Source organism: uncultured Lactobacillus sp. (assembly GCF_947367125.1).
Classification (GTDB): domain Bacteria; phylum Bacillota; class Bacilli; order Lactobacillales; family Lactobacillaceae; genus Lactobacillus.
The window spans coordinates 1-12,942 of record NZ_CANBCQ010000025.1; the positions used below are offsets into that span (position 1 = coordinate 1).

12 protein-coding genes are annotated in these 12,942 nt (G+C 33.6%); 11 read left to right on the forward strand and 1 reads right to left on the reverse strand.

All coding sequences use genetic code 11. The features are described from left to right. The first annotated feature begins 390 nt into the window (after nucleotides 1–390). The 4 genes from Q0Y84_RS07600 to Q0Y84_RS07615 all read left to right on the forward strand — a co-directional run bounded on the left by Q0Y84_RS07600 (nucleotide 391) and on the right by Q0Y84_RS07615 (nucleotide 4,085). Nucleotides 391–1,158 carry a helix-turn-helix transcriptional regulator gene (locus Q0Y84_RS07600; protein ID WP_297952341.1) on the forward strand — a complete coding sequence of 256 codons (768 nt, stop codon included), beginning with the start codon at nucleotides 391–393 and terminating at the stop codon, nucleotides 1,156–1,158. 103 nt (nucleotides 1,159–1,261) lie between these two features. Continuing rightward, on the forward strand, nucleotides 1,262–1,948 hold the full coding sequence (locus Q0Y84_RS07605) for a zinc ribbon domain-containing protein (RefSeq protein WP_297952343.1): 687 nt from the start codon (nucleotides 1,262–1,264) through the stop codon (nucleotides 1,946–1,948). Nucleotides 1,949–2,031: 83 nt separating this feature from the next. Next, on the forward strand, nucleotides 2,032–2,970 hold the full coding sequence (locus tag Q0Y84_RS07610; protein WP_297952345.1) for a hypothetical protein: 939 nt from the start codon (nucleotides 2,032–2,034) through the stop codon (nucleotides 2,968–2,970). A gap of 11 nt (nucleotides 2,971–2,981) precedes the next feature. After that, nucleotides 2,982–4,085, forward strand: a complete 1,104-nt coding sequence (locus Q0Y84_RS07615) for a zinc-ribbon domain-containing protein (protein WP_297952347.1) — start codon at nucleotides 2,982–2,984, stop codon at nucleotides 4,083–4,085. Between the two features lie 196 nt (nucleotides 4,086–4,281). On the opposite strand, the gene Q0Y84_RS07620 is transcribed toward Q0Y84_RS07615, so the two are convergent. Next, nucleotides 4,282–6,210, reverse strand: a complete 1,929-nt coding sequence (locus Q0Y84_RS07620) for a hypothetical protein (protein ID WP_297952349.1) — start codon at nucleotides 6,208–6,210, stop codon at nucleotides 4,282–4,284. A gap of 351 nt (nucleotides 6,211–6,561) precedes the next feature. Here Q0Y84_RS07620 and Q0Y84_RS07625 point away from each other — a divergent pair, with 351 nt between their 5' ends. From Q0Y84_RS07625 to Q0Y84_RS07655, 7 genes are all read left to right on the forward strand, one after another. Continuing rightward, complete coding sequence (locus Q0Y84_RS07625; RefSeq protein WP_297952351.1) at nucleotides 6,562–7,542, forward strand: hypothetical protein; 981 nt, start codon at nucleotides 6,562–6,564, stop codon at nucleotides 7,540–7,542. 278 nt (nucleotides 7,543–7,820) lie between these two features. Then, a complete protein-coding gene (locus Q0Y84_RS07630; protein WP_150352163.1) occupies nucleotides 7,821–8,414 on the forward strand; it encodes a hypothetical protein in 594 nt (197 codons plus the stop codon). After that, entirely contained in the window at nucleotides 8,411–8,803 is a 393-nt protein-coding gene (locus tag Q0Y84_RS07635) for a hypothetical protein (RefSeq protein ID WP_150352164.1), read from the forward strand. The genes Q0Y84_RS07630 and Q0Y84_RS07635 overlap by 4 nt, the downstream gene beginning before the upstream one ends. Beyond that, on the forward strand, nucleotides 8,803–9,258 hold the full coding sequence (locus tag Q0Y84_RS07640) for a protein-export chaperone SecB (RefSeq protein WP_150352165.1): 456 nt from the start codon (nucleotides 8,803–8,805) through the stop codon (nucleotides 9,256–9,258). The genes Q0Y84_RS07635 and Q0Y84_RS07640 overlap by 1 nt, the downstream gene beginning before the upstream one ends. A gap of 654 nt (nucleotides 9,259–9,912) precedes the next feature. Then, complete coding sequence (locus tag Q0Y84_RS07645) at nucleotides 9,913–10,941, forward strand: hypothetical protein (RefSeq protein WP_297952356.1); 1,029 nt, start codon at nucleotides 9,913–9,915, stop codon at nucleotides 10,939–10,941. Between the two features lie 310 nt (nucleotides 10,942–11,251). After that, the gene (locus tag Q0Y84_RS07650; RefSeq protein ID WP_297952358.1) at nucleotides 11,252–11,653 is read left to right on the forward strand and encodes a hypothetical protein; all 402 of its coding nucleotides are present in this window, start codon (nucleotides 11,252–11,254) and stop codon (nucleotides 11,651–11,653) included. A 793-nt stretch (nucleotides 11,654–12,446) separates the two neighbouring features. Then, nucleotides 12,447–12,593, forward strand: a complete 147-nt coding sequence (locus Q0Y84_RS07655) for a hypothetical protein (protein ID WP_005718346.1) — start codon at nucleotides 12,447–12,449, stop codon at nucleotides 12,591–12,593. Nucleotides 12,594–12,942 lie beyond the last annotated feature (349 nt).

A 12,942-nucleotide genomic window follows, 5' to 3' on the forward strand; every position in this document is an offset into this window, starting at 1 on the left:
ACTTTGATTAAATAAATAATTAAAAAATCAATTTACGAGAAAGATCTATTTACACAAAAGATTTGACAGTTTCATTTTCTTATTTAAGTAAAATTGAAAATAATAAACTTAGCTTAACGTGTTCGATATCAAGCTATTATTACTTCATTATTAATGGTGATATTCCAAGCGCTATCAAAATTTTGGATTACTTAAGAATTATCGGTTTCAAGAATATTAATAGTACTTTGCCTTCTTTCGATTGAAATGGTTACCTTGTCATGATTTATGACAAGGTATTTTTTTAGTCGTTTAGGAAGATTCACGGACAATATTTTTCATTTTAAATATCATTGCGTCAGAGGATTGAACAAATAGTGAAAAAATCTTGATAAGGATTAGGTATTTGAAATGAAAATTAATGAGAAGTTATTAGTAGTAAGGAAAAAGTTAGGCTTAAGTAAAGCAAAGATGGCAGATGGAGTTATTGATCCATCATATTACTCTAGAGTTGAAAGAGGTGAATCTAGTATCTCAGCTACTGATTTAATTGGGCTTTTGCAGAAACATAATGTTTCAGTTGTAGACTTTCTATCAGAATTTGGTGATATTCAGCCTAAAATTGAGGTTTATCAAAGGCAAGCGTTGAAAGCATTTAATAATAAAGATCTGGAAAAGTTAGAAGAAATCAAAAACGATCCACAATTGAATTATGTAATCTTAAAGAAAATTGTTGAAGGGATGCTAGATTATTTAACTACTGGTAAAAAGGTGGAAATCTCTAGTGATCTTAAATCATATCTTTCTAATGTCGATCATTGGTCGGACTATGATTTATGGAATTTATGGGTTTGTTTGCAGGTATATTTACCAACTTATTTACAGTCATTAGCTGAGATGGCAGTGGCTCAATTTCTAAAACATGATTATGAAAAAGAGAACTACATTAGTTTAGAATTAGCGGCCAAGATTGCAATGACCAATCTGAAGCTAGCATATAGTTCTGGTGAAGATGGCCTTGTTAGAAAGATGATTGATTTATTAGATAAATTTCCAGCGGTAAATAGTACATATTTTCCTAAAATGGTGGGCAAGTATTATGAGGCCGCTTATAATCAAGATAAATTGATGAAAGCCAAGATTGAAGATGCTTTGGAAGTGATGAAAGGGCTGAAATGATTATTCGAATGCCATTTCATGCAAATTCGAATATTTATTTGTGGTCTGAAATAGAAGATATATATTGTGATGGATGATGTAAAAAAGTGTAAGGAGTTATTTTATGGTAGAATCTAATATTTCTGCAAACGAGAAAAATAAATTTTCAGTTAGTTTATTGGCATTTTGGGTAAAGGGAAGCATTATTGCCGATAATAATTTTGTTCACATTGATATGCCTAATACTGTTCTTTTTGGTTTAATTCCAGCAGGAAAAAATAAGAAGAGTATCCCATTACAATCAATTTCTAATGCTGAAGAGAGCAATTGGTATAAAATTGCTAATATGATTTTCGGTATAATAATAGCTATTGCCGGATTCTATTCTTTTCAAGAAGAGGCCTTTGGTGGATTAGTACTGGTGCTATTAGGTATTTTACTATTTCTTACTGGTTTTAAGTTTAGAATGACAATTGAAAGAAACAGTGGTGTAACAGAAAGTATTGATGTACCTTTCTTTGAAGGGGAAAAAATCAGAAATTTAGTTTCTGAAATTAATGAGAGTGTTGCATCATATCAACAATCATCCAATTATAGAGATTATGGCGCTCAAAGCACTCAAGCAATTATTAATGCTATGAATGCTAATACACAAACTCAGCAGGTTAATAATGTTGCCTCAAATCCTGTTCAACCAAATTCAGTTGGCAGTAACGATTCAACTGGTCAATTTTGTCCTAATTGTGGAACAAAAAATGCAGGGAGTGCATCATTTTGTACTCATTGTGGCACTAAGCTAGTGAATAATTAGAAGGTAAAATAAAGACTCAAGGGGCTCGTTCAAATAATGTTGGATGAGCCTTTTATGTTGAATTTAGAAGGAACATAATAATTGTGAAAAAGAATATTTTGCTAACTTGCATTGCTGTAGCGGCATTGTTAACTTTAAGTGGCTGTAAACATCAAACTCAAAGTGGTATTACTTATACTCACCATAAATCAAAACCTATTTCTAATGATAAGACCAATAATTCAACTTCAACAAATCGGACGAATCAGAAATCCACTGATGATTCAGATGATCAGTCCTTAGCCAAAATTTCGAATGATGAGTGGATTTTGATGGGCTATATGGCTTATGCTCGGAAAAATTACGAGCAAAGTGAAAATGTGCATAGTACTGCAGAAATGGTAAATGCTGTCGAAAACGATTTAGATAATGATGATTTAACCTGCACTAAGGACGCTGATAATAAATACAGTTTTAGTAATAAGTTTGGTAGTGTAGATGGATCTGTATCTTCTGACAATATTACAATTACTGGGGACGGTACTACTACAGTTGATAAGTCTAAGCTAAAAGATGAATATGTTGATCATATGAGTCAAATTCAAGCAATGACTAAAAAAATTGGCAGTCAATCTGATAACAATCATCATGTTGATAAATTTTCTTTACAAGAATATGTAGTGGCTGGTTTTCTTGAAGCTAACCGCCATGGTAATACACCTAAAGAAAAAATTGAACATGTTGAAAACCAAATAGCTAAAGGAATTCATGTCACTAATGATGGGTATCTTTCAGGATTATATAAAAATAATGGAAAATATGGAGCAGCATATAATCCTTCCACATCCCAATATACTGATTTTACTTTTAACGGTAATAATATTACGGGAACCAATATAAGTGCTGGTGTAATATCAGGGAAATTACATCTTACTAAACAAGAATTGGAACGTAAGTATGGTCCATATAGAGCTGATTTAACTAAAATTCTGCAAGGACTTGAGTATAACAAGAAACATGCAATAGATTTTTATAAGAAGTAAGGGTGGAAAAGGTGAATAACTTTTGTCCTAATTGTGGTAAAAAAATTGATTCTGGTTCTAATTTTTGCCCATACTGTGGTGCAAATTTAGTATCTGGAAAGTTTGCTCCTAAAAAAACAATAAATAATCAAGCTTCTAAAAAGCCAATCGTAAAACCTGTTAAATCTGCTAATATATCCACCGCTGAACAATTGGGTCTTACTAGAAAGCGCGTAAATTCAAATCGTCTTAAGAAACATAAACGAATAAAGACACTACCAATTGTAATTGCGATAATAGTATTACTTATTGCTGGGACAGGATTGGCAGTGGGAAACTACTTCAGACAAGAAGCAGAACTAAATAGTATTCCTAAGGATAAATTAGCCGGATTAGCAATTACATATGCTCATGTGCATTACCCTCAGAACGAGGCTTGGAAGCAAGTTTATAGACAGGCGTTTAAAGGAAATGTCTCGATAGCTAAAAGAAAACACTACGAGATTAATGGAATAGAGCTTGAAGCGACTAAGGGAAATAGCTTATATGTAATTAATGATAAAGTTGCCTATACAATTGAAGCTCATGGTAAAAATAGTCAGTCAGACTTTATTCTGAGTGATGGCAAAAAGAATTTAGGTACAGTTAATGTATCTAAGGCTTATCATGAGGTCAAACAGAATCACTTACTAGATCGAGCAAATAAAATTAGCGCTCGTCAATCAACGGCCCAAACTATAGGAGTTAAACAGCTAGGAGTATTGGTTGGGGCTAATTACTTAGACTTGAAGAGTGTTAAATTTCAAATTGATGCTAAGGCAAGAAATAAAGACAATGATGTATGGGGATATAACTCTGACGGTAAACTGAAGGGATACTATTGGATTCACCTTGGTTTAGATGGTGCATCAGAATTTTTCTATAGATTGTCAGGCAATAAGGTAATTGTTAAAAGGCTGGATGTAGAGGATGCGCCAAATGCAGCCAGTGCAAAAATGATCACAGAAACTATGTTACTAAATAAGTTGCTTCAGAAATATTATTCAACATCAGCTCAAAAAGAGATTGTGAATCAGTTAGCTGAAATGCTATCAACAAATGATACAGATTCAAGTAGTGATACTCAAGATAATTAATCAGTCGAGTAAGTTATGCTTGTCCCAATTTTCAAATTGCTAAAAAGGGAAAGGTGACTAGCTCTCCTAGTATAAAGTCGCTAAACTGTCAAAAGTTTATTAGCGGCTTTTTAGTTTGCTCTACTTTTTCTACAAATTGCGGCAGGTTAAAGAGCGCTATAGTTGATTTAACCGTTTTGTAGGTTGTGATTGAGCTTCAGTGAGCCACAGTGCCGCTGGTTTGGGTAGTAACGTATTCCTTGACAGAATCGTCAACATGAGTTGAACCAACTTTATCTTTGCTTACGTCAAGCGTAGTGCCTTTCTTAATCAAATTGTTTGCCATCTTAAAATCAGTTAGATTGTATTTAACGTGATCTGCGGTAACTGGAATGATCAAGTGATAGACGTGGTTGTAGAAAGCAGTATTGCTGGCTTTTAAAACGCTTTTCTTAGCCGAAGCTATAACAAGGTGTTTGCCATCGCTTAGTTTTTTAGGATCAGGGATGTCGAACCAGCTGGTTACATTTTTAGCATGTCCCAAGTAGCCGTAGCTTTGTTTATTAGAGTCTAGCATTAATTTTCCGGCTTGATCGCCATTTTTGCTATCGTTGCTGTAGTACTTGGTATTAGAAGCTGTTTGATAGACCTGAGGTTTGCCGACAGTCAATTGTTCATCAACTTTGTCCTGCAATTGGAATGTTGGCAAGCCTTGATAGTTCATATTATCAGTGCTTCCAGTAACACCGCCAGTCCTCATGCCTGGCCACTCAACATCGCCATAGACATCAAAGTAGAACTTCTTGTTTTTAGAGCCAGCGAGTGCCAAGTGGGAATAGTATTTGCCTTTTTCGCTGGTACCGACTATTTTGCCCGTAAACGTGATTGGCTTGTCAGGTTCATCAGCGGTTCCGCCCAGTGAAAAGTAGTCTAATCCGGCTTTTTTATCGACTTTGCCCGTTGACTTAAGGGATGCTGGATTATAAAGATGTTCACGCTTGCCAATATCAGTTGAACGTACAAACGTCGTATTCATATATCCTAATCCCTTAGTAACATAAGGGTGTTTCTCATACATACCGTAAGTAGTGTGGTAACCGTTCATGTTGTGGTGAAAAGTAATTACTAACGGATTTCCGTTTTGGCTCCACTTGTCAAAGAACTTGATCCAGCCACGTGGGTCATGCGTATAAACAGTATCGCCGCTAATGCCCTTAGGAACATAATCATCGCCTTGGACTTTAGGGTCACCCTCAAAAGTTGTGTTGGTTGGGTTAGAGCCATACGCGTTATCATATTTGACCAAAGTATGTGACTTGTATCGCTTCTTCTTTTTGGAGTCATCATAGCCGTAGTAAACCCTGTCGCCAGCTGAACCGCCTTTGATCAAGTTGCCCACGCTAAAGTGTTGTCTTTCATCCATATCCTTTAAAGTGTAGGCAGACTTAGGATAAACACGTTTATGCGTCTTATGATCATAAAACTGAATAGCAACCGAAATCGAGCCTTTGCCTTGAGCAGATAGACCAATACTGTTGGTGTCAAACCAAACTTGATTTCGAACATTCTTTGCGTGTTTACTAATATAATTATAAATATTGTGGCTTTCAGAAGACCCGTGTTTCTTGTCAAGGTAGTATTGCTTTATCCTATTGAAGTCTTTGTCTTGGGCTTGATTCCAGCCAACTACTACCATTGCCGCATCTAAGTGTTGCGCAGTCATCTTGCCGTGGGGCCTAAATGAAGCTGCGTTTTCATAGAAACAGCCAATTTTGCCAGCTAGATCACCAGCAGTTTCAGCACTAGACGGGATTTTCCAAACAAAATTGGTGGTATTGCCATCCTTATTCTTAGTGAACGAAATACCGCTTGGACCAAATGGTTTGGCTTTTAAGATGTTTTCAGCCTTCTTTGCCTTGCCCTTATATGTAGTTTTAGAATTGTGAAAGACTAAGTAGCCTTGGTTCATGCCTTTGCCTGGCTCTTTTTTCTTTGGACTAGCGAACCAGCTCATTGCTTGGTTTTGGGGCAAGCCTCTAAATGAACCAGCATAAGCAGTGCTAGTAGTCGCAATTCCGCCAGCTGCTAGCAATATCGTACTGACAATCAGAGCAGTCTTCGGAATGAACCTTTGTTGCTTTTGCATATTTTATGCTTCCTTTCTATTAATGTATCCGGATATTCTATTATCAAGGAACAAAAAATAAAGTTAGACATAGTTTAAACAAATGAGCCTAAACTACATCCACTGTTTATTTTAAGAAAAAAGAAGCTTTGTTTTTCAGAGGGCCAAAAAATAATGCCGATATTTTCTCTTTCAAATAACGATCCTCATGTAATTTGGCATAAGAGTAAACTTAATCAGTCTTTCTAATTATGATAAATTCAGTCAAAACAATAAATATATATAGATGGATGGATAGAACTCCCTCGACTTCACCTTGGCAGCTTTGTAAAAAAATAAAATTTAAGAAATTATTTAGAGAGGATTTTTACTATGAAGACAAATAAATTAATGACTAAATTAAGTCTGGTATTGTTGTTATCAGGCATTTTTGGTGTAGGAATGAAGGCCAACACTGTTCACGCAGATGACTGGGGATTAGATGTCGGTTACGGTTTAAACAAAGGACTAAATGATCAAAACGATCAAGCTAATAAGCAACACAGCGTACACGATTCCGACTTTGATACGCCTTATGGTTATCACTTATTCGGGCCTATTTCAGATGTGCCAATGTTTACGCCAAGTGAAATTAAAGCACAGTATTCAAGAGATAACTTTAAGACAATTTCAGGTAAAGAACAGCGCGAAATGGATAAAGCTGATAATTATAGACATCCTGTTAAACTAAAGGGATATCGAGTAACTAAATTAGTTAAAAAGTATTACAACAGTTGTTCTACTAAATTTGCAAAGTTTAATAAATTAAGAAGTCATTATGATTCATACGACGATTTGGTTCATCATAATGGATTTTTTTTATGCGGTAGTTTAGCTCCCGATGGTAGAATATATCACAGTAATAATGATAGCGATCCTCATGAAATGCCTAGTGAATATGTATTAGGCTACAAGAAAATTAATGGTTTTTGGATGGAATTAATAGCTTATAAGTTTCCACATCAAAATGTCTTAGTGCACCCTGAATTCAATATGATTAGACCAATGGCATCTAAGGCAGTTTATAAGGTTATTAAACATACCAACACATATGTTGACGGTGATGATGGTACAGCTAACGGTTTTGGCGACAAGGATCATCAATATGCCCAAGTTTCTGAAGCTATTGAAAAAGGAACTAGAATTCATCTTATTGATGACAAATCCAACTGGCGTGCTAATTACAATGTTCAAAAAGTAGACGGTAGTCAACAATGTGGTACAACAAGTCTATCAAATTCCGATGCCTTTAAAGGTGGAGGTGGCTACATTAGCCTGATCAACTTCAACAAGTACTTCAAGCGCATCAAGTAAGCTTCAGAGCTGTCATGACATTATTTATTGCGATGACTAAGTTAATTAGAGTCAACTAATCTTGGCTCTTTTTTTCTTTGCCGTTCTTTTTTAGCACACTTTTCTTTAGAGCGTTTTTTATCAGGTTAAATTTATTTAATATAATTTGAAAGTATTGTGAGGATAGAAAATGATTATTTACAATGTAATTACAACAAATATAAAGCTTTAAATATTGTAATCTATAGTGTAAAAAGATAAACTAATGTATATTATACTTAGGATGATGAGGTTATCATGTGGAAGAATTGAAGATACAAATACCGCTATTTCATGTTGATACCCAAAAAAACAATGAAAATTTTATTATGGGAGGAACGCTACCACCATCTTTAGAGGACGGTGATTGGGCCGGAAAAGGGGTATATTTTTGGGATAATTTAGGAAATGCACAATATTGGTTAAAAGAAAAAAACAGAAAAAATCAAAAACAAAAATATAATATTGTAAGGACATATTTAAGTGTCCCAGCAAATGAAGTACTAGATTTAACAGAACCCACGGAAATAAGGAGTTTTGAAGAAAGTATATCTACGATGCAAAGAATGAAGTTGCTAGATAAAAAAATAGGGACTAAGCATAAAGGGGCAATCATAAACGCCTATTGGAAGGTTTTGAATTCTTTTGGAAATGCAACTTTATTTTCAGTAGTAAAAGTTATAGGATATTATCCTAAAATTAATAATAGTATTTACTTCAAAGAAAATGACACTCAAAAGAATATACAGCCTTATGTAACAATTAAAGGTAAAGTGATCTATGCAATTAGAGATTTGCAAGTATTGAGTGATAATTATAGAAAAATTATTGAAGTTAAGGAGGAAAGACTATGAGTTTTGAATTACCTTCAGTTACTGAATTAGAAAAAATGATTAATGCTCTTAGTGACAAAGAGTTTAATCAGATTCGGACTGAGTACTCAGCTGAAGTATTTTATCAAGAGATGAAAGAATTACAGAAACGCATTAATAAAACGTATAGTAATACGATTACACATAATTATATTACTAATTCTGAAAGCTCCTTAGATAATAAAAACTTTGATAGTAAGAATATTACTCCAACTAACGTTGATCCCCTTAAAGAATCAATCTCTACAATAAAGAAAAATATGCAATTTAATAGGAAGAATGATATCTTCGCTAATTCTACTACATTTGTTAGTTCAGGTTTCAGAAAGAAAACATCTTTAAAGTTAAATGAAAAAGGAAAAGCAGCATAATGGATACACAAAAAAATAAAAGTAATTTTAGTTTTATTCCACCAACATTGGTAGAGTCTATATTTATAGAAAATCCTGAATATAAAGGCGATTTTTGCTCTGTAAAAAATTTAAAATTTAATTTGAATACTAGTGTGGAAAAACCAGAAAAAAATCCTGCTAATAGTGATCAAAATCAAGCAGTTGTAATGTTAACTTTAGCCACAGCTAACGATTTGGAATTTACTGAAAATGATGCATGCTATTTAAGAATAACAATGAAATCTAAATTTGTTTGGCAAAAAGATTCCTATAATGATAATGAAGTTGATTCGTTATTAAAGATTAATGCTCCTAGCTTGCTATTATCATATATTCGTCCTCAAGTTGTAAGTTTAACTGAAAATTCAGATATCCCTACACAACATGTTCCATTTATTGATTTTTCACAAAATATTTTCAAAGATAAAAATTAAAACGCTTTATTATGAGGAGGTAGGTATTGTTCATCATGATACCAAAGTATTTTATGGTGATAACCTGCGCGGCTCTACAACAATAAATAGAGGCATTGTCAGCCTGATCAACTTCAACAAGTACTTCAAGAGAATCAAATAAGTAATTTAGAGTCATATCTTATCCGATATGCTCTTTTTTTCTTTGCCGTTCTTTTTATCATCCCTAAACAAAAAAGCAGGCTCTTTCTCCTGCCTTAGTTTCCATTATTATTCCTGCTTTCTAAGCCCTTGATCTGCTCTATCGCCCATTTCCCGTTTCTTTTCTTGATCTCTAATCCGTATTCGTCTGGTTCGATGTCGCTTTCCTTCGTTGTCCCCGTTAGCACTCCGCTTTCTGCTTTCGCGTAATAGTGTCCTTCTGCGTACTTCGTGATTGTCATCTTCTTTACGAACCGTTCGTTTTTGTTACAAGGTAGATCACGTAAAAACGTGATCGATAGGATTAAAGATCCTTAATAAATTAGTGTGAGTGGTGATTGCCATATATTAGATAACATTTTTTGACAAGTGCTCCCATGCAATTTTGCATCTTCATAAGATTAATTGGACTCTTGGTTTACGATAACTCCAGTTAAGTAGTAATTATGAATAGATAATAAGGTTAGATTATTTATGTATAAATACAATAAGGTCAACAAAATTATTGATAATATTATAGGAATAGGACTAATTACATTAGTCGAAATACCTGTAGCAATTAATTTGTATCAAGGCAATAACTGGATGTGGTTGCTGTTAGGGGCCGGAGTAATAGTAATAAGTTCTCTTATTGTTACAACCGATAGGAGAACATTAAATGCTGCATGTATACTATACTGTTTTTCTGCTATTTTGATGTTTGTTGGATTAGGCTTGTTTTTGCAAATTTTAGTTCAATTAAAAATGATAGAAAAGAATGGTGTCGCTACTTTGTGGGGTAGTTCAATTGCTGTTATTACTATATTAGTTACTGTATTTAAATATCTTGCCTCTAATCAACTAACATGGGAATTTTCCATTTATCCTAAAGAAGGAATAAATTTCAGTAAGAAAATTCCTGAAATTGACTCAAAAATAAAAGAAATTAATATTAAAGCCAGATGTAATAAAGATAATTCTAATTTAAAATTGTTAGGCTTGTGTGCTGGAGTAAATGAGGTAAAGATTGCCAAAAGAAAAGGAAATTATATCTCTTTAATTTATAATCCTAAAACGGATGTTCCAATAACAGATGATGATATAAAGTCAGCTTTAAACGATCTTAGATCTTATCCGAGCCATAGCGCAAAGTACAGCATAGATAAAACAGTAGATTTAACAAATGTCAAAACGGTTCTAAGTAAAGCGAATGCTAAAAAATGGTGTCATCCATTTAATTATCATAGAGTATGGATTGTATTTATCGATGACTTCGGAGAATTTTTCGCTATGCCATTCAAAGTGAAAGATGAACCAGACAAAAAAGATGAAGGTGAGAATAATAAAGGTAATGAAAATAAGGTAGTTGAGAAAATGCAAAATAAATGTCTACCTATTAAAAGTACCGATTTAGTTTATGACGTAGAAACCAGAGTTGAATATTGGAAGAGCCCAGATGGAACCCTAACTCCACGTTATGAAGGAAAAGATAAGTCGTTGTGTCTTTATCTTGAAAAAGAGTAGTCCAAAAAAATACTGGTTGAAAGATCAAAGATTGATATGAACCCCGAAATTCGGACAAGAATTTCGATCTTTTTCTTTGCTACTAACTAAATATGCATATGTGAATATTCTAGGTGAAAAATCAATTAAATTAGCCAGTTTAGCTACAATAAAGTATCCATTCATACGATGGGGATTCTCTTTCTAAGCAGCGAGTGAGTCCTTTTATGATTATTTCAGCTGCGGAGATTGGAGAAGTAAAAGATAAGCCAGAAGCTAAAAAGATTGCTAATAAATTGTCTATTTATAATGAAAATGAGGAGAGATGAAAATGAAGAAAGTTATTTCAATTATTGGATTTATTGCACTAGCTTGTGCGTTTGTAAGTGTAGCAGAGGTGAATACGACTTCAGTTAGTGCGGCCAGTTTCGCTCAGCGCAATCATTTACGTCCTTACATTGTTCCTAAAAAGTTTCGTGGAACTTGGCGAAGAGGAAAGGAAGTCATGCGTATAACTAGGAGAACAATTGGCTCTAGTAAAGCCTTAACTTATCGCTATAAGAGCAATATTAAGTCAAACTTATCTGGAGCGGATAGGGTTCTATTTGTTCAAAAGCATGGTAAAGAATTGACTTATAGTGGACCACAGAGCTGTGGTATGGGAATGTATAGAAGTGGTAAAAATCTTGTATTGACCGGGATGGGATGCAAGTTTATTTATCATAGGGCTTAGAAAAAATAAAAAATCGTGGTAGTATAAAGATACAGAAGAAGAAACATCTTGCATATGCGAGAGATTAAGACATAAAAAAATCGCTACTCTAATCGGACAAATGAGTAACGATTTTTTCGTTCAACCAAATTTTACAGCAGAAAAACTAAGTGCATTGGTCATAGACTAGTGACGCTTGTGTTGTTTTTTAGAGCGTCTCTTATGGGTATTGCGCCGTCGGCGATGACGAGCATTATAGCGAAAGGAATTATTAGGTGCCTTTTTGTTTTTCATTAGATTGAGTTTATTTAATATGACTTGAAAGTATTGCTAAAATATAAAATAATTATTTTATGTAATCGCTTTCAATTTCAAAATAAATGTGCTATATTATGAGTGTAAAGAAATTAAGAAATAAAAAATATTTAAATAAGTTTAGGTAAAAGGAGACAGGTGAGTTCCGATGGGCACTTGAGAGTAGAAAGTCAGATATATAGAAAGGTTTGTGATACCAATGGGCATCGTAAATTGAAAACACAATGTAGTTCAATAATCGTCAAGTGATATTAATGTACATAAGAGGCCGTGAAATTATTAGTAGGCATAGAATAATAACTATTTGATGAATCACTTGGATTAGGATTAAGAAAGACTTTCATACATGATAAATATTAATAAGAAATGACCTTTCGCTGAAATGAAGTATGCGAAGGGTCATTTAATTTTGGCTTGAAAAACGTTTGGTATTTAGCATTATTGTTATCTGTTAAATATAATATGAAGTACATGTACTAGGCCGATAGAGAGGAAAGTTATGACAACAGACTCAATTAATTTTAAAATCGATGCAGAAAGTAAAAAAGTGATGATTAAAGAATTAGCAATTATTAATGGCTTAATTCCTGATGATGATAATACAGTAGATAATCTAAATGATTATTTCAAAAACTTAGGAATTTAATGGTTTATTGGTCTTTTATCTGATGTAGTAAATCATGATTTAGTAAGTCGTAATTTAGTAAAATATAATTTAGAAGATGGTGATTGTATGTTTATTGGACGAAAAAAGAACTTACTAAATTAGAGTAATTTGATTAGCGTGGCTAAAAGGCATTACTACTTGTTTTCAAAGTCAGGTTTTACGGATTCATGTACGGAGCTGGCAGAACAAATGGGGTGCAAGTTGATTAGTTTTGATGAAATGTAATATCATTTTTCCTATTATTTTTATCTGTTGTGATCGGAGTAAGTACTTGTGCTTATATAGCTGCGAGTATATACTAATATTTACACAGAATGATAGGAGTGAA